This window comes from Paraflavitalea sp., assembly GCF_059502485.1.
Window position 1 is genome coordinate 1,561,119 of the sequence record NZ_JCACET010000008.1, and the last position, 18,744, is coordinate 1,579,862.

Sequence of the window (18,744 nt, forward strand, 5' to 3'; positions counted from 1 at the left end):
ACTTGCTTAAACCGGATTTTTGCAATACCTTAGTCACTTCTGCCACTATCCTCTCCAATATCGACCGTAAGTTTTCAAGCTAAATAAAACATATATAAAAATATGAGCGGATTCGATTACAAACCAGGGTGGAAGGATCCACGCAAATATGGTAAGTACTTCAATTATTTTGCTGAATACGTAAAGTATGGCGACTTCAAGTCATTGAAGCATTCATTGAACTACATCTTTGCCCACAAGTTTCCCAAGGCCGACTACGTAACCAGCAGTGGTATGGGAAAATACCTTATACGTAAAGGTTCCAACGATTTCCAGTTTATCAACTACGCTTACGAAAAAAGTATTAAAGACTATTTCGTAAAAAACATGGATACATTTGATGTATTCATCGACGTAGGCGCCTGTATCGGTGAGTACGATATCTGGCTGGCCCGCCATGGCAAGCGTTGCATAGCCGTAGAGCCTGTGAGCTTCAAAAGCCTCAGGACTAACATCGAAATGAACAACCTGCAGGATAAGATCAAGGTTTTTGCCTGTGGGGTAGGAGCTAAGAAAGATCGGGTTTATTTCGAGATCATGGACCACCTCATCAGCTCCAGCCACTACGAGCGTGAGTCCGATAAAGAACCAAACGTGGACATTGAAAGGATCGATGACCTCTCAACCCAGTTTGGCCTTAAACCCGAAGACCGGGTTATCCTGAAGCTCGACGTGGAAGGCATGGAAGCCGAAGCGATCGCTGGGGCTGTTGAGTTTATCCGCTCCCGCAAAGACCTCAGGGTTATTTACGAACACTTCGAAGAAGATAATTTCCGCAACGATAAAGCGCTGTTGGCAGTGGCCGATTTCGACTTTGCCACCATGGATGAGGCAAACCGGATCGCCATAAAAAAAGCCTAAAACTCGCTTCCCTTTGCAGTCTATTGTATTGCCCCTGTATATTTGCAGGGGCATTTCTATTTACGTCTAAATTCAATCCATATGAACAGGAAATCGTTGCTGCTCGCTGTAACCCTTCTTACCACCTTGCATTTTACTACCCTCGCCCAGGACGAAGAACGGCAGGGAGGTTTCGACAAGAGCAAGCTCTTCTTTGGTGGCAACTTCGGATTGGGATTCGGCAGTAACAGCACCCTGATCAATGTATCACCGCAAATAGGCTATCGTTTCAACCCCTACCTGGCGGCAGGCGTAGGTCTTAACTTCATCTATTCCAGCTATCGCTACCGCTTCTATACGCCGGAGTATAAGGAAAACTATGGCGTGGCTGGTCTCAATGTGTTTGGACGTGTATACCCCATAGAATACCTCTTCCTGCAAATCCAGCCGGAAGCAAACTATAACTGGGGTAAGTTCAAATTTTATGATGGCACGCCAGATCAGAAACTGGACGGTAAGATAGTTCCTTCTTTATTGGGAGGCGCAGGCGCAGCTATCCCTGCAGGCCGTGGTGCTTTCATCATCATGGTGCAGTACGACCTGTTGCAGGAAGACCGCTCACCTTATGGTAACCGCGCCTTCTACAACTTTGGTTACAATATCGGATTCTGATTAGCTGATGATGTTGAATATCTCTACCGGCGTTTCACATACAATGATGCGCTCCGATACCGTTTCATACAGAAACTCTTCCTTCTGCATTTGCTTCAGGTGATTGATGAGGTGATTATAAAAACCAGCTGAGTTGAGGATGTATATCTTTTTATCGTGGATCTTCAGTTGATTCCAGGTGATCATCTCGAACAACTCATCCAGCGTGCCAAATCCACCAGGCAATACGATGGCAGCATCGCACATCTCATACATCATTCGCTTACGTGTATGCATATCTGGTACAATGGCCAGCTCCGTTAATCCTTCATGCTGATGCTCCCATTCGATCAATAACTTGGGAATAACGCCCATCACTTTACCTCCCTGTGCCAGCACGGCATCTGCTACAGTGCCCATCAGGCCTTTCTTTCCGCCACCATATACCAGCTTCATGTTCAGCATGGAAATGTATTTGCCAAGTTCTGCCGCATGCTGATCGAATACAGGGTTTTTGCCTGTCTTTGATCCGCAGAAAACCGCTACCGCTTCTATCTTCATATAGCTATATTGAATATTTTAATCCCTGCTCCAAACAGCCTGATTCATGGGGTTAATACAATGAAACAGGCCACAGTGGTGCACTTCAGGGCAGCTAAGATAAGAGGAATGCGTTCAATTGATAACAATTTTATTATCTTCAGACCCGTTTCTGCTGTATGTTTGTTAACTAATATTCATCTATGTCCCCTACATTGCTGTTCTCCTTTGTTATTGGTTATTTCGTGTTACTGCTGGTAGTGGCTTACTTTACTTCCCGCAATTCCAATAACGATTCATTCTTCATTGGTAACCGCAATTCCAACTGGATGCTCGTGGCATTTGGTATGATCGGCACCTCGTTGAGTGGAGTTACATTCGTGAGTGTACCGGGCGCTGTAGGAAAAGAATCGTTTGCTTACTTTCAGATCACGCTGGGTTACCTCATCGGCTACCTGGTGATCGCTTATGTATTACTGCCCTTGTATTACCGGCTGAACCTTACATCTATTTATAACTACCTGAGCACACGTTTGGGCTTTGCTTCTTATAAAACCGGTGCTTCTTTCTTTATCCTGTCAAGAACGTTGGGAGCTACGGCCCGCTTATACCTTGTAGTAAAAATCTTACAGGATGCTATCCTTGGCAATGCACCCTTTAATATTCCTTTCTGGCTTACCACACTCATCATCTTAGTGATGATATTGTTGTATACCTATGAAGGCGGCGTTAAAACCATTGTATACACCGATACCCTGCAAACAACCTGTATGCTGGCAGGATTGGTAATATGTGTAGTGTATATTCTAAAGACGATGGACATGGGCCTGGGGCAAAGCCTCGAAGCCATGAGTGATAAGGGGTATTCTAAAATATTCTTTACTGATCCCAGCAGCCGGTTCTTCTTCCTCAAGCAGATAGCGGCAGGCGCCTTTATTACCATCACGATGACCGGCATGGACCAGGAAATGATGCAAAAGAATATATCAGTGAAGACCCTGAAGGATGCACAGAAGAATGTAGTGACTTTGTCGCTGATCATGTTGGGAGTAATATTGCTGTTCCTGGTGTTGGGCGGTTTGTTGCAACTGTTTGCAGCACAACAAGGCCTTACGGCTACCGGCGACAAGCTGTTCCCCACCGTTGCACTGCAACACATGCCCCCCGTTATTTCAGCCATCTTCATCATTGCCCTTATTTCGGCATTATTCCCCAGTGCTGATGGAGCTATTACTGCCCTTACCTCATCATTCTGTATCGATATCATCGGCATGCAACGCAACACAAACTGGTCAGATGCACACAAGAAGAAAGTACGCCAGCGTGTACACCTCACCTTTGCCGTTATCTTCCTGTTGTTTGTAATGATCTTCAGATGGGTCGATAATCCCAGTATGATCGGTGTAATCCTGAAAGTGGCCGCCTATACCTATGGACCATTATTGGGACTCTTCAGTTTCGGCATTCTCACTAAAAGAGTAGTCCGCGATGAAACTGTACCCATCATATGTATTGCGGCGCCGGTTGTTTGCTTTATCCTGGATAAATACCAGAAGCAGATATTCGGTTCTTTCGAGATCGGCCTGGAGCTGCTCATCATCAACGGCCTGCTTACCTTCATCGGACTCTTAATGATTTCAAAAAAAACAGCTACTGCATAAACTAATTATTTCATTCATTCGTTAATCATACAAGTGGTTAACCACACAATGCCATCCACTCAGCGGATGGCATTGTAGTCTACGCTTGCCAGCGGTCGCACCTTCCTCCACACAACAGAGATGCCTCCTCTTGGGCGAGAAAGAATTGCCCGGTCCCTTTAGGGCCGGGGACACAAGTCTCAGCGTTTTTACCGGGCTTTAGCCCAATTAGCTGGACTTAAAACCTCTAAACATTTAGTGTATGAATGGAACGATCAAGATCTCTAAACAACGGCGCTGGTCCGAATCAAAAGCACACTCAAGCTGGCAGATATTCAAAATAATGGCCGAATTCGTAGACGGCTTCGAAACATTAGCTAAACTCGGTCCCTGTATATCCATTTTTGGCTCAGCCCGTACCCAGCCGGGACATGCTTATTATGAACTCACGGTAGATGTTGCCCGCAAACTGGCCGAAGAAGGCTTTGGTATCATTTCAGGCGGCGGCCCGGGTATCATGGAAGCAGCCAACAAAGGCGCCCAATTAGGCAGCGGTAAATCGGTAGGACTCAACATCGAGTTGCCATTCGAGCAACATTCGAACCCCTTTATCGACCGCGATGCCAACCTGAACTTCGATTATTTCTTTGTCCGCAAGGTCATGTTTACCAAATACTCTCAGGGCTTTGTAATGATGCCGGGAGGCTTTGGTACGATGGACGAATTTTTTGAAGTAGCCACCCTCATCCAAACCGGCAAGATGTCACCCGTACCCCTCATTCTTTTCGGATCACAGTATTGGGGAGGATTGATGGAGTGGATGAAAGAAACCATGCTCCAAAAAGCCAATAATATCTCCGCCGGCGACCTGGACCTGCTGAAGATCGCCGATACGCCGGAAGAAGTAGTTGAACATGTATTGCAGTTCTACACCAAGCACCCCTTACAACCCAACTTCTAATAAAGCCCTATTTTTGCGGGGATGGATATCCTTTCCCCGTTGGTACAGTCCTATGCTGACCGCTTTTCTTCCCCCGAAGATGAGTTGCTGAAGGAGGTTGCTGCCCAAACCCAGGCCTCCCACCCGCATGCCCACATGCTCAGTGGCCAGGTACAGGGCAAATTCCTCGAAATGATCAGCGCCTTGCTACAGCCACGCCGCATCCTGGAGATTGGCACCTTTACCGGCTATAGTGCCCTCTGTCTTGTTAAAGGTTTGTCAAAAGATGGCCTCTTGCATACCATCGAGCTACGCCCAGACGACGCTGCAGTCGCCAGGGCAAATTTCGATAGGTCAAATGCCCCTGAAAGGATAATTTTGCACACGGGGAATGCGTTAGAGATCATTCCCACCCTTAAAGAAACCTGGGACCTGGTATTCATCGATGCCGATAAGGTGGGGTACACCGACTATTACGAGTTGGTATTGCCGGCTGTGAAACAAGGAGGAGTGATATTGGCAGATAATGTTCTATTCCATGGTCAGGTACTCGAACAGCCCATTACCGGTAAAAGTGCAAAAGCCATTCAGGCATTTAATGAACGGGTACAACAGGACGAACGCGTAGAAAATGTGTTACTTACCATCCGCGATGGTTTACTGTTGATCCGCAAAAAATAAGATCCATGCCGTTAAAACGCTTATTGATTGTAGTACTATTATTGGCATCTCTGTGGACGAAGGCTCAGAAAAGCGATGATATTTACGGGTATATCAATCTTTACAAAGAACTGGCAATGCAGGAAATGGTGCGCACAGGCGTGCCGGCTTCCATCAAACTGGCCCAGGGCATCCATGAAACCATGGCAGGCAAGTCGGACCTGGTGCTGAAGTCCAATAATCATTTCGGTATCAAGTGCAAAGCCACCTGGGTGGGCGATAAAGTGTATCACGACGACGATGCCCGCGGTGAGTGCTTCCGCAGTTATGCTTCCTCCAACGACTCTTACATGGACCATTCCAACTTCCTGAAGAATAGTACCCGCTATGCATTCCTGTTCCAGTTGGACCCCACCGATTACAAAGGCTGGGCTTATGGCCTGAAGAAAGCAGGATACGCTACCAACATCAAGTACTCACAGATCATCATCAAGCTTATAGAAGACTATAACCTGCAGCAATATTCTTTAATTGCGCTGGGCAAGATTGCTCCGCAGGATGAGATATTGGCAGGCAATCCCAAGAAGCCCACAGAAGCAGACGGCACCCTGGCTGGTGGTCCTGCAGTGATCGCTCCGTTTAATGCGGTAGAGGAAGAGGTGAAAGAAATACCTAAAGTCAATTGGCCCGAGGGGGAGTTCACGATCAACAATACTAAAGTAATCTATGCTAAGTCAGGCACTGCTTTGCTGGCCATAGCCCAACAATATGATGTATCGTTAAGGCGTCTGATGGATTTCAACGACCTCAACAAAGAAGATATACTCGTTGATGGTCAATTGCTATTCCTCCAGCGCAAAAGAAAAGTAGGCGCCAGTGAAAAGCACATTGTGCAGCAAGGCGAGACGCTGTATGATATTTGCCAGACGGAAGGTATCCGGTTCGAATCTTTGCTGGACCACAACCACCTGCAGGGGCAGGATGTGGTAGCGCCCGGTGAAGCACTGTACCTGCAATTCAAAGCGCCCGCAAGGCCCAGGCTGGCCAGCGAAGTAGCGCCAGTGGTAGCACAGGTTACTACTCAGCGGCCGCGCACAGAAGCGCCTGCAGCCAGTTACGTTACCCATACGGTCCAAACCAAAGAAACCCTGTATAGCATAGCCCGGAAATACAGCATTACCGTAGAACAACTGAAAGATTGGAATAAAATGACAGGTTATGAACTGAAGATCGGACAGGAGCTGATTATTTACAAAAACTAACCTATGAGCATTATTCGTGTACACGATAAGGAGTTTGAACCATACCTGACTGCTAACGAGATTGCTGCCCGCATCAAAGCCCTGGCCGGGCAATTGGATAAAGATTATGCCGGTAAGCGCCCCTTGTTCATTGCCATCCTCAACGGCTCTTTCATATTTGCCGCCGACCTGTTCAAGGAACTGGCTATAGATGCCGAGATCTGTTTTATCAAGCTGGCTTCATATAAAGGCACCAAATCCAGCGGACAGGTGATCACTGCTATTGGTCTCGATACAGATCTCTTTGGAAGAGAAGTAGTTATAGTAGAAGATATTGTTGATACAGGCAAAACCCTGAGCGAATTCCTGCCCCAGCTGAAACATCAGCAGCCTGCCTCCATGAAAATCGTAGCTTTGTTGCACAAGCCTGAAGCAACCGTTTTTCCCATCCCTATTGACTACCTTGGCTTTTCAATACCCAACAAGTTCGTCGTTGGGTACGGACTGGATTATGATGGATTAGGAAGAAATATCCGGGAAATATACAAACTGGTGGAATAGAACCGTTAATGATTGCAGAAAGGCCTGTTATTGGGCCGGTTTACGTTCTAAACAACCCCGTGTTTGAAAATTGCTGTCGCCATATCCTTGTTATTGATAACCATTTCTCCTGCTTTTTCGCAATATTACCTGCGCGGAGAGGTTCGGGATGAAAAACAGAACGCATTATCCAACGCCAAAATACTCCTGCATTCCACCCGGTATCTTTACTACTCTGGCAGCAGTGGCTCCTTTGGTATCCTGTCTACACGGCAGGCAGACTCTATTACCATTTCCCTCGAAGGCTATCAACCCGTTTGCGTTAAGCTGGAAGCAGCCAAATACCAAACGATCATCCTTAAAATGCTTTATTCCTCTGCCAACGTACAGCGGAACAGACTGGTTTCTTTTACCCGCAACCTCGACCAGGCAGACCTCCATAAACGCACCATTACCGGGGAAACATATAGCTCCCTGGTGGAAAATGAATTTATGCCGGCCCGGAAATATCCTGAAACCGGATGCGCTATCCACACGGATAAAGCCTCGTACAGCAATATCCGGCGTTTCCTGGGCATGAATACACAAGTGCCCCCGGATGCCGTGCGCATAGAAGAACTCCTCAACTATTTCAGTTTCGATTATACTGCGCCTGCTCGTGACAGTATTTTCGGTTTCAAGTCTTACCTGTCCGATTGCCCGTGGAATGAGCAAAGCAGGTTATTATTCCTGCATGCCAGTGCCCGGAAGATCGACCCGGAAAAAATACCGCCCACCAACCTGGTGTTCCTGATCGATGTATCAGGTTCGATGGATATGCCCAACCGGTTGCCTTTACTGAAGTCGGCATTCAAACTGCTGGTCGATAACCTCCGGGAAAAAGATACAGTGTCCATCGTTGTATACGGTAGCACCGTGGGCGTGTGGCTTACACCTACCTCGGGTATAGAGAAGGACAAGATCAGGCGCTCCATTGAAGAGTTATATCCTGGTGGTTCTACACCCGGTGAGTCGGGTATACGTACGGCCTACCGGTTGGCAAAAAGCCAGTTTATCCCCGGCGGTAACAACAGGGTGATCCTGGCAACTGACGGTGATTTCAATGTGGGCCAGACATCGGAAGATGAACTGGAGAAGATGATCACCCAGCACCAACAGTCGGGCATCTACCTTACCTGCCTGGGCGTTGGTATGGGCAATTATAAAGATTCCAAACTGGAGATACTGGCCAAGAAAGGCAACGGTAACTTCGCCTACCTCGACAATGAACAAGAAGCAGAGAAGGTATTGGTAAAAGAACTTACACAAACCCTTTATACAGTAGCCGATGATGCCTTCCTGAACGTGTGGTTCAACCCTTCAGTAATCAAAGATTACCGGCTCATAGGTTTTGACAACAAAGTAAATGCACTGGCCGACTCATTAAGCGAAGTAGAGGGTGGTGAAGTCGGATCAGGTCACTCCTTGTTGGCGATGTTTGAACTGGTGCCACTCAGTCAATCTTACGATTGGGGGCATGCTAAAGATGGCTTGGCAAAAGCAACGTTGAACTATAAAATTCCTGGTGATTCCATAGCTCGAACTACAGGCTATACAGTGCCTGTTTCTTTGACAGCATTTACTGAACTGCCGGATTGCTATCAGTTTGCTACAGCAGTTACCATGTTCGCTGGCATGCTGAAGAGTTCTCCTTATATGCGCATGGTGAACTGGAATGATGCAGCGCTCATTGCCACTGAAGCACACAACCCACAGGATGCGATACAGAAAGAGTTCATCACCATGATCGCTAAGGCCAAAAAGATATACGGCAATAGAAAAAAGAAGAAGCTGAAAGAATAAAGCTGTATAAAATAAAAAGACCTGACAGGCTTGCCTATCAGGTCTAAAAAATACGTTTACAATCTCTACGAGAACATCTCCCGCACTTTATCAAAGAAGTTCTTATCCGATTTATCCGGTTGTGGTTTGAAGTTGGGTGAATTGTTCAGCTTTTCCAGCATGGCCCTTTCTTCTGCAGTCATATTCTGCGGCGTCCATACATTGATATAGATAAGCTGATCTCCCTTTTCATAAGAATTTACAGCGGGGAAACCCTTTCCTTTCAGCCGGAATATTTTACCACTTTGTGTGCCTGCAGGTATCTTGATCTTGGCGCGTCCATCGATGGTGGGTACCTCCACGTTGGTGCCGAAGGCAGCATCGGGGAAGGAGAGGTGCAGCTCATAAGCTACATTCAATCCGTCACGGTGCAACTCCTTGTGTTGTTCTTCCTCGATAAGGATGATCAGGTCGCCGGGAGCGCCACCGCGTTCACCAGCATTACCCCTGCCGGCAACGTTAAGTTGCATACCTTCCTGTACGCCGGCCGGAATGTCGATAGTTACAGTTTCTTCACTGTATACCCTTCCTTCACCCTTACAGGCAGTACATTTAGCGGTAACCGTAGAGCCTTCACCATTACAGGTAGGGCAGGTAGTCACCGTTTGCATTTGTCCCAGGAAGGTATTGGTCACTTTGCGCACCTGTCCGCTGCCGCCGCAGGTATTACAGGTCTGTACACTGTTCTTATCTTTAGCGCCACTGCCACTACAGGTAGTACAGGGCACATATTTTTTTACCTTGATCTGTTTGGTACAACCCTTGGCTATTTCTTCGTAGTTGAGCTTGAGCTTGATGCGCAGGTTGCTGCCCCGCACGCCGCGGGTACGTTGGCCACCGCCTCTTCTGCCGCCGCCACCACCAAAGAAGTTACCAAAAATGTCATCGCCGAAAATATCTCCAAACTGGCTGAAGATATCTTCCGCGCTCTGTCCGCCACCATAGCCACGGCCATTACCACTTAATCCGGCATGACCAAAACGGTCATATTGTGCCCGCTTATCTGCATCGCTCAACACTTCATAAGCTTCTGCTGCTTCCTTGAACTTTTCCTCGGCAGCCTTATCGCCGGGGTTACGGTCGGGGTGGAATTGCATAGCCACCTTGCGGTAGGCCTTTTTAATCTCATCCGCTGAAGCGCCTTTGGCTACGCCCAGTATTTCGTAATAATCTCTTTTCGACATGATGGGTTTTTGAATTATTTACCTACTACTACTTTGGCAAATCGGATGATCTTATCATTCAGGTAATAGCCCTTTTCTACTTCGTCTACTACCTTGCCTTTCATTTCCTCCGTAGCGGCGGGTATTTCAGTGATCGCCTCATGGTGATCGGGGTTAAACTCGGTACCGATGGTTTGCATGGGTTTCAGTCCTTTGGCCTGCAGGGTATTCTTCATCTTGGTGAATACCAGTTTCACACCCTCTTTGATAACAGCTGCATCATTACTGGTTTGCAATTGTTTTTCGGCGCGATCTGAGTCGTCCAGCACCTCCAGCAGGGAAACAATCACGTCTTTACCAGCGGTTTGTATCAATTCCAGCCTTTCCTTCGCTGTTCTTTTCCTGAAGTTGTCGAACTCGGCTACCTGGCGCAGGTACTTTTCCTTCAGTTCTTGTACCTCGGCCTTGAGCTTTTCTATTTCATCTTCATTGGCCACAGGCTCATTCAGGTGGGTAGACCCACTTACGCTATCGTCGGTATTGATATCCATGGTTTCACCATTACCCTGGTTCAAAGGCTCTTTTTCTGTCATAGGTGTATCTATATTTTTCTCGTTTATTACTGCAAAAATGGCTGCTTTTCCCAATGCCGGGATGCCAAACTGTAAAAATACAAGTTTTGCTTAGCAAAGCCATGTTGGGCAATTATTTTGCCATTAAGCCTTTAAGGTCAAAAAGGCAGAGAGAACCAAAGTAATATGTCAGAAGTAAGGCGCCAGATTTCGAAGTTCTGGCCTCTTACCGCATACTTCCTACCTCAGACTTCCGACTTCTGCTTACATTTGCGCCCTATGACAAGTGTTGTTCTTAAAAAGAAGATCAGTCCCCGTGTAGTAAATGGCCATCCCTGGATTTTCGGAAATGAAGTGAACCTGATAGATGGAGATGCCAAAGCAGGTGATGTGGTAGAAGTGTTTACGCATGATAAAAAGTTCGTAGGCAAAGGATACCTGAACCCCCAGTCACAAATACCTGTGCGCATTCTTACCCGCGAGAAGCAGGAAGTGGTGAATGAAGACTTTTTCTACCAAAAGCTCAAGCAAGCCTGGGAATACCGGCAGCAACTTGGCTATGTAGAGAACTGCCGGCTGATCTTTGGTGAGGCCGATAGCCTGCCACAGCTGATCATCGACAAATTCAACGACTACTTTGTAATTCAGACCCTTGCCCTCGGAATCGATGTGTGGAAACCCGCCATCGTGAAGGCGCTGGAAAAGATATTTAAACCCAAGGGTATTTATGAGCGCAATGATGTACCCGTAAGGGAACTGGAAGGGCTGGCCCAGCAAAAAGGCTTCCTGTCAGCACCCTTTGATACCCAGATCGTTATCGAAGAAAATGGGTTGAAATTCCATGTAGATATTGAAAACGGGCAAAAGACAGGGTACTTCCTCGACCAGCAGGATAACCGCCGTGCTATCCAGCATATTGTAAAAGGCGCCGACGTATTGGGGGCATTTACCTATACCGGCACCTTCGAGATCCATGCCGCCCACTATGGTGCCAAATCGGTACTGGGGCTGGACATTTCTGCCAATGCAGTAGCCCAGGCCAACCGCAATGCCGAGCTGAACGGCTATGGTAAGATCTGCAAATTTGAGTGTGTCAATGCCTTCGATGTGCTCAAAGCCTGGGGTAAGGAAGACAAGCGCTATGATGTAGTAATGCTTGATCCTCCGTCGTTTACAAAGACAAGAGACAATATACAGAAAGCCATTACTGGTTATAAGGAGATCAACCTTCGTGGGATGAAGCTGGTGAAACCCGGCGGATTCCTGGTCACCTCAAGCTGCACCAACCTGGTACCGCAGGCTATGTTCACGGAAATCATACAAATGGCCGCCAAAGATGCCCGCCGGAAATTAAGGCAGGTAACCTTCCAAACGCAGTCAGCTGATCACCCGATCGTATGGGGATGGGAAAACACCCACTACCTAAAGTTCCTGATAGTACAGGTAATGTAATTACTTGGAAACCTGGAATTTACCGGCTTCTACGAGCCTGCCGGCCTTGTCGCGCAATTGGAAAATGTAGATGCCGCGGAAGAAATCATTAAGGTTGACCACCGTTTTGGGTGTAACCTCTGTTACTTCATGCACTTTCTTACCGGGTAAATTGAATATCTGAAGCGTATAAGATTTGTCATAACTCTTCTGAAAATCAAAGGTTATGAAAGAAGTGGCGGGGTTGGGATAAAAACGGATGATCTTGGTAATAGGATCACCGCCCGGGAGAGACGTAGTGCGCTCCTGGCTTTTTACCTCGTTAGACAATAAAAGGATAATGGACAATGTGTAAATAATCCTCATGCAGGATAATATTTTACGGTTGATATCCAAGATATTTCCTTTTGACTAAAGTTACAACTCATTTGCTGAAAAATTCCAGGGAATGGGAGATTCTCCCCATTCCCCCGGAAGTTTTAAAATTATGTTAACTCCAACACTTGATTTATGTCAATTTTACTGCCAATGCCGCCTCAATAGCCTCAAAATTGGGCAGATCACCGGCATTTTCCAGCACTTCCGCGTATTGAACCACACCCTCTTCATCGATTACGAAAGCTGATCGTTTAGATACACCCTTCATATCGAAGATCCAGTTCTCATACAGCGCGCCATAAGCCTCAGATACTACTTTATTGAAATCGCTTAACAAGGGGAAGTTCAGCGTCTGCTCTGCCTTGAATTTACCCAGCGTAAAAACCGAATCTACACTGATGCCAAAAACCTGGGCATTTACATGTTCGTACTGCGCAATATTGTCCCGCACGGTGCACAGCTCTTTGGTACAAACGCCGGTAAAGGCCTGCGGGTAGAACAACAATAATACCTGCTTACCCTTGTACTCGGAAAGAGTCACCTTGTTTTTATCGGAATCGTACAGCGAAAAATCAGGGGCATTTTGTCCGACTTCAATTTTCATATTGTTGCATTTAGGCTTTTAGGTCAGACAAAAATAACGTGCCAGCCGGTTATTTGGTACAGGCAATCGCTGAAACTACATTTTTAATCAATGAAGCGGGAAAAATGAAAGAAGGGCCACTTAAAATCTTGGACACAATACCTTGTCTTCGCTGGAGTTAGGCCTATCCAGGAAGCTGATCCAGGAAAGTGATAATTCAATGCCCCCACGCCCCTGGCTGGCTGTTTTTAATTGCGAAACATTCACATCGTAGCTCAGCGCTATGGAAATCGGATGGCGGTCAAGTTTTATGACGGGTATCAGGGCGTCTTTCCAACGCAGAAAGGCGCCGGCATGAACTGTATAAAGGGCATTATCCGGATCGCCGCCAAGTTTATAAGAATAAAGGGCGCCGCCAATGGTTTCATTGAATGAGCCTTGTGTAGAGTGGTCTGCCTGGATGATAAAATAAGAGTACTCGTCTACGCCAAATGTAACGCCAGCTGAGAACACATATTTAGGCTGCAATTCAATAGTAGCATTGCGGTAGAATGAGTTTTTAGGTCTGTTGAGGTGATGGTAGGCTGCGCCCAGAAACATACTGTTCTTCTGGTCTTCGCCAAAAGTAGTATTGAAGCTCATGCCAACACTGGCATCCCAGGTATTGAAATTAGGCGCCGTGAAATTTTCTCCGGTAGGCGCCGAAGGATCGAAGCCTCCACCGCCATACTGATTGTCAGTGGTCATCTTGGATACATCGATACTCTTGCGCACGATGCCGCCCATGAAGCCAAGGCTTAGGTACATCGTCTTCTCGTTGCTCAAAGATTTGTGGTAGTTCAATGCAGGAAGTAGATGTATCGTACTTAAGCCAACTGTACCAGCCTTGTCGAAAAGGGCCTGGCCGCCTACGGTCATAAAATCATCACCTCTTCCTACAGGCATTTTGTATTCTGCATTCAATGAGCCTGTACGATAAGCATTGGTAAAACTGTTCCACTGATCGCGGTAAACACCCTGGATCCTGATATCACCGGTATAAATACCCGCCAGCGATGGGTTTCGTAGTAAGGGCGCTTCAAAAAACTGGGAGAAATGAATGTCCTGGGCGTAAGTGAAAGAGAAGGCGCCCAGCAATATACCCGTAAAGGCATACTGTTTCCATCTTCTGAGGTTTTTCATAATACCCGGTTTTGTATGGTATAATATTGGATTCATAGGTTATCGGATCAAAGTTACGTTACCCCGGAACGGTACAACTGCTGAATTTTCACAAACAAATTCTATTACGTAAATATACACATCTGCATTTGCGGGTTTTCCCTTATAGGTTCCATTCCAGCCTGCCGATGCATCATTGGTCATGAAGTTCCTTTTCTCAAATACAATTTCACCCCAGCGGTTAAACACCTGCATCCGGTTTACCCGGGCAATGCTGCTGCCCCTGGGCATGAACACATCATTCTTACCATCATTATTGGGAGAGAAGGTATTAGGGACAAAGTAGTTCTTCTCATTACAAACAACGGTCACTGTAACATTCTGTGTAGCCGAACAGCCATAGATATCTTCAGCCCGTACGGTGTACTGGGTGGTGGACTTTGGATTGGCAACCGGTGTGGGGCAATCCGTACAGCTTAGGCCATTGGCCGGTGTCCAGGTATATCCAACAACATTGGGGCTGTAAGTGACAGGCAAGGTAACACCAGTTCCTACGGGCAGGGTAACGTTGCCGCTTACAGTCACTACAGGTGTAGGCGGCACAAAAATGTTCTTTGATGTGTCGGCCTTACAACCCAGCTTATTGGTCGCTTCAAGCGATACGGTATAGTTTCCTGATTGCGAGTATTTAACAGACACATTTTGATTGGTCGATTGACCATTGCTGCCAAGATTCCACTTCCAGCTAATGGCAGTGTCAGGAACGATAAGCGATGCCTGCAGGGGCAACACATCATTGATACAAACTACGGTATCACTCACGATCAATGGTTGTGGTGTACCATATATGCGGATGGTATCTGTTATGGTATTGGTACAACCAGTTTGCGTAGTCACCGTGTGTTTAACCACGAAAGTGCCGGGACGGGTGAAAGTATGTACAGGATCAGGATCTGTAGTGGTGGTGCCATCATCAAAATCCCAGATGCGGCTTATTACCGGGTCATTGCCAATCGTGAAATTGGCAAAATTAACAGTACCCTCATCGCAGAAGTTTTTCTTATCTACACCAAACAAAGGTAATGCACCAATTACCCGGATGGTATTAGGCCCACCCAATGCCACCTCACAGCCAATACTATCTTGCAGCACCATCCGGGGTGCATAAAAGCCAGGCTCCCTGTAAAAATACTGGAAGGCTTTACTTTGCGAAGCATCGAATCCACCATCACCATAGAAAAAAGTAAAGCGGGTAGAAGGAGGTGTGATGAGTGAAAAATCAACCAGCAGCGAATTACAGTTGGAAATCGGGCTATAACTCATATCGCTCGCCGTAAACGGATTGTATACATTGATCGTGTCACTCACGGAGTCGATACAGCCGCCATAACCTACAACATACAACTTGGCTTCATACGCGCCATACGTGTTATAGAAGTGATTCGGATTGGTGAGGGTAGAGGTGCTGCCGTCGCCAAAGTCCCAATAAAAAGATGCATAGTCGGCACCCTGGAAAGTGAATTTGCTTTCCAGCAACGGACAAATGGAACTGGTATCTCTTACAGTGAAAGCAGGTATAGGTTTCTTCACTGTAACATAATTTGCCTTGGTCACAGAATCTTTGCAACCATAAGCGTCGGTCACTACCAGTTTTACAGAGTAGGTGCCGCTGGTAGCAGTATAACGGTGCATAGGTGACTGGACAGTTGAAACATTACCATCACCAAAATCCCACCGCCAGGTTAATCCCTTGCCTATTGAAGTATCTTTAAAAGGCAGGTCGGTATCCGGACAAATGGTAGTATAATCACTGGTAAAGCCAGCTATAGGTTTGGTGATGAAAACTGTATCGGTTAATGTATAAGTATCGGAACAGTTGTTGATATCTGTTACAGTCATCTTCACGATAAAGCTGCCGGTATCGGCATATGTATGACTGAAAGGAGCGGCTGTAAACGTTTGTGAATTGCCGTCGCCAAAGTCAAAGGTCCAGCTTTTTATACCAACTGTGGTGGTAGACAGGTCGTTGAAGGTGACGCTTTCATTGGTACACTTACCTGGGGTGGCCGCGGTGAAATTGGCCGTAGGTCCGGATACCGTAACTGCATCAGTGATAACCTTGGTATTTTCGCAGCCGTTGACATCTGTGATACGCAGCCCGATAGAATAAGTGCCGGTAGTGGGAAAGTTGATGTCGACAGTTCTGGCGCCTATGTTAAAAGGACCAGCCAGACCATTTACCGACCAGGTATATTGTGTTATGTTGGAGGCATTACTGTTGATAGCAGTAAGCGTAATGAATTCGTTCTTACACGGAGTGGCCTTGCTGATCGTGAAATCGGCACTTTCACTGACGAGTTCTACTGATTGTGAATAAGTATGCGAGCAACCTGTATTGGTGGAAGTTACAGTCAGTGATACATTATAAGTCCCAATGCCAGCGTAAGTGTGTGACACTGCACCTACAGTTGTATTGACAGGTGTGCCATCTCCGAAGTCCCATGAATAAGTAACCGGCCCATACACTGCTGTATTCACCTTAGACTCGTCGGCAAAATTTACCTGCGTTACATTGGGACAAGTTACTGAATAGCTAAAGTGAGCAATGGGTGGCTTGATGTGTACTACCTGTGCTGCTGATGCTGTGGGGCATTTATTGTTATAGGCAGTTACTGTAACAGAGAAGTAGCCACTGTCAGTATAAGTATATGTAGGATTTTGCAGTGCGGAAGTGTTACCATCACCAAAGTTCCATAAATATTCATCCACAGGTGTAAGACCTGATGGCACAAAAGTAAAATTAATAACGTCCGATGCGCACGCATCGATAGGGGTAACCGTGAAATTGGAAGCAGGCGGTGTGCCGGTGCGTATGCCATTGACAAGCTCTACTGATTCAGTACAGCCCCCGGAAGTGGTAATAGTCACCTTGATAGTATAGTTGCCCGCAATAGTATAAGTATGCAGCGGACCTGTTGGAACAGTAGTAGTAGCAGTAAAGCCATCGCCATATTCCCAGAAATAAGAAACTACATTATCAACAGTGATAACATTGGCAGTTGGTGTAAAGTCGAAAGGAATACACCCACCATTGGGTGCATTGCCAAAAGCTACTGTAGGTTTAATAATACGTACAAAGGCAGGTTGGGTAAGCGTATTGGTACACCCCAGCCGGGTTGTAATGCTGAGCGTAACATTATAAGATCCTTCTGCTGTGTAAGTATGCGATGGGTTTTGTGCAGTAGAAGTATTGCCATCGCCAAAATCCCACTGCCAGGATACCGCATCAGGCGATGCATCCTGAAAATTCACCGTTAAAGGCCCTTTGCAGGCAGTAGTAACAGGGGCTGTAAAATTAACCATCGGCCTATCCAGCACCACCAATGGCTTGGAAAAAGAGTCGACGCAATTGGTGTATACATTCTTCAGCTTCACGGTATAAATGCCAGGCGCATTGTAAGTGCTACTACCGTTGGTAGTGGCAGCCTGATCACCATTGCCAAAATCCCAGGTAGTACTTACAGGTGGGGAGGAAGAAGCATTCTGAAAGTTCACGGTACTGTTCAGACACACAGTATCAGGGCTATTAAACGAGGTGCCGGTGCCGCTGACGTCCACCTGTTTCTGAATGCTGTTCGTACAGCCATATTCACTGGTTGCATTTAAAGTAACCGTATAAGTGCCGGCAGCAGTATAAGTACCCGTAGGGCTTTCTCCGGTAGCGCCAGAGCTGTTACCGAAATCCCACTGGTAACTCATGGTGCCAGGTCCGCTGGTAAGATTCGTAAAGTTGACAGCGAAAGGGGCGCGGCAGGTGGGTGGCGTATTGAAACTGAATTCAGGTATGATGCCAGGTACGATACGGATATACCGGCCGGCCGATACGACGGACGAACAGCCTGTGCTGCTCACAACTTTTAGCGATACCGTATAAAAGTCAGGAGCTGTATATTGGTGAGAAGGACTTTGTTGCGTAGAAGAATTGCCATCGCCGAAATTCCATTGCCAGGATACAATGCTACCAGCCACCGGGTTGCTTTGGTCGGTAAACTGAATGGAAGAGGGCGCGCAACCAATAGTAGTATTAGTTACGAAAGCGGCCTGCGGAGAAGGATTGACAGTGATATAGCTTGTCTTGGTAATGCCATTCGTGCCGTTGCCATTGCGTACGACCAGCGTAACAGAATAAACACCAGGTGCACCGAAGGTGATAGTCGGGTTTTGCAGGTTGGAAAGATTACCTCCGCCAAAATCCCAGTTCCAGAAAGTAGGACTGCCAGTCGATTGATCCCTGAAAGTGACAGACAAGGGTGCACAACCCGAAATATTGTCAGCGGTGAATTCTGCTACAGGCGCTTGTGCACGCGCCGATAGGATACCCGTAAATAATAACAGTATTAATAGCAGCTTTCTGGTCAAGTTGCGATGTTTGGTGGTTTACAGACAATTTTCAACGGGTACGCGTCTCGTAAACAATAATGATA

The 18,744-nt window shown here is 46.7% G+C and carries 16 protein-coding genes; 9 read left to right on the forward strand and 7 right to left on the reverse strand.

Translation table 11 applies throughout. From position 1 onward, the window contains the following. Nucleotides 1-102: 102 nt before the first annotated feature. Nucleotides 103-900 (forward strand): FkbM family methyltransferase, encoded by a 798-nt coding sequence (locus AC5JBY_RS09110; RefSeq protein ID WP_495904263.1) that lies wholly within the window; start codon nt 103-105, stop codon nt 898-900. A gap of 81 nt (nt 901-981) precedes the next feature. Further along, nucleotides 982-1,551, forward strand: a complete 570-nt coding sequence (locus AC5JBY_RS09115; protein ID WP_495904264.1) for a hypothetical protein — start codon at nt 982-984, stop codon at nt 1,549-1,551. Here AC5JBY_RS09115 and AC5JBY_RS09120 read toward each other — a convergent pair whose 3' ends face one another. Further along, complete coding sequence (locus AC5JBY_RS09120; RefSeq protein WP_495904265.1) at nt 1,552-2,091, reverse strand: LOG family protein; 540 nt, start codon at nt 2,089-2,091, stop codon at nt 1,552-1,554. A gap of 182 nt (nt 2,092-2,273) precedes the next feature. Here AC5JBY_RS09120 and AC5JBY_RS09125 point away from each other — a divergent pair, with 182 nt between their 5' ends. The 6 genes from AC5JBY_RS09125 to AC5JBY_RS09150 all read left to right on the forward strand — a co-directional run bounded on the left by AC5JBY_RS09125 (nt 2,274) and on the right by AC5JBY_RS09150 (nt 8,933). Next, complete coding sequence (locus AC5JBY_RS09125) at nt 2,274-3,731, forward strand: sodium:solute symporter (protein ID WP_495904266.1); 1,458 nt, start codon at nt 2,274-2,276, stop codon at nt 3,729-3,731. 241 nt (nt 3,732-3,972) lie between these two features. Then, nucleotides 3,973-4,671 (forward strand): LOG family protein, encoded by a 699-nt coding sequence (locus AC5JBY_RS09130; protein ID WP_495904267.1) that lies wholly within the window; start codon nt 3,973-3,975, stop codon nt 4,669-4,671. 21 nt (nt 4,672-4,692) lie between these two features. After that, nucleotides 4,693-5,331 (forward strand): O-methyltransferase, encoded by a 639-nt coding sequence (locus tag AC5JBY_RS09135; protein WP_495904268.1) that lies wholly within the window; start codon nt 4,693-4,695, stop codon nt 5,329-5,331. Nucleotides 5,332-5,336: 5 nt separating this feature from the next. After that, the gene (locus AC5JBY_RS09140) at nt 5,337-6,572 is read left to right on the forward strand and encodes a glucosaminidase domain-containing protein (RefSeq protein ID WP_495904269.1); all 1,236 of its coding nucleotides are present in this window, start codon (nt 5,337-5,339) and stop codon (nt 6,570-6,572) included. A 3-nt stretch (nt 6,573-6,575) separates the two neighbouring features. Then, a complete protein-coding gene (gene hpt, locus AC5JBY_RS09145) occupies nt 6,576-7,112 on the forward strand; it encodes a hypoxanthine phosphoribosyltransferase (RefSeq protein WP_495904270.1) in 537 nt (178 codons plus the stop codon). A gap of 63 nt (nt 7,113-7,175) precedes the next feature. Then, nucleotides 7,176-8,933: a vWA domain-containing protein gene (locus AC5JBY_RS09150; protein ID WP_495904271.1), complete on the forward strand. Its 1,758-nt coding sequence runs from the start codon at nt 7,176-7,178 to the stop codon at nt 8,931-8,933. A gap of 65 nt (nt 8,934-8,998) precedes the next feature. On the opposite strand, the gene dnaJ is transcribed toward AC5JBY_RS09150, so the two are convergent. Together dnaJ and AC5JBY_RS09160 are read right to left on the reverse strand one after the other, a co-directional pair. Continuing rightward, nucleotides 8,999-10,156 carry a molecular chaperone DnaJ gene (gene dnaJ / locus AC5JBY_RS09155; protein ID WP_495904272.1) on the reverse strand — a complete coding sequence of 386 codons (1,158 nt, stop codon included), beginning with the start codon at nt 10,154-10,156 and terminating at the stop codon, nt 8,999-9,001. A 14-nt stretch (nt 10,157-10,170) separates the two neighbouring features. Then, nucleotides 10,171-10,728, reverse strand: coding sequence for a nucleotide exchange factor GrpE (locus AC5JBY_RS09160; protein WP_495904273.1), 558 nt, complete (start codon nt 10,726-10,728; stop codon nt 10,171-10,173). A gap of 258 nt (nt 10,729-10,986) precedes the next feature. On the opposite strand from AC5JBY_RS09160, the gene AC5JBY_RS09165 reads away from it, so the two are divergent. Next, a complete protein-coding gene (locus AC5JBY_RS09165; protein ID WP_495904274.1) occupies nt 10,987-12,159 on the forward strand; it encodes a class I SAM-dependent rRNA methyltransferase in 1,173 nt (390 codons plus the stop codon). Here AC5JBY_RS09165 and AC5JBY_RS09170 read toward each other — a convergent pair whose 3' ends face one another. The 4 genes from AC5JBY_RS09170 to AC5JBY_RS09185 form a co-directional block, all read right to left on the reverse strand. Further along, nucleotides 12,160-12,504: a T9SS type A sorting domain-containing protein gene (locus AC5JBY_RS09170; RefSeq protein ID WP_495904275.1), complete on the reverse strand. Its 345-nt coding sequence runs from the start codon at nt 12,502-12,504 to the stop codon at nt 12,160-12,162. Between the two features lie 142 nt (nt 12,505-12,646). Further along, a complete protein-coding gene (locus tag AC5JBY_RS09175; protein ID WP_495904276.1) occupies nt 12,647-13,120 on the reverse strand; it encodes a redoxin domain-containing protein in 474 nt (157 codons plus the stop codon). A 120-nt stretch (nt 13,121-13,240) separates the two neighbouring features. Then, on the reverse strand, nt 13,241-14,281 hold the full coding sequence (locus AC5JBY_RS09180) for a PorP/SprF family type IX secretion system membrane protein (protein WP_495904277.1): 1,041 nt from the start codon (nt 14,279-14,281) through the stop codon (nt 13,241-13,243). A 39-nt stretch (nt 14,282-14,320) separates the two neighbouring features. Continuing rightward, a complete protein-coding gene (locus AC5JBY_RS09185) occupies nt 14,321-18,679 on the reverse strand; it encodes a PKD domain-containing protein (RefSeq protein ID WP_495904278.1) in 4,359 nt (1,452 codons plus the stop codon). Nucleotides 18,680-18,744 lie beyond the last annotated feature (65 nt).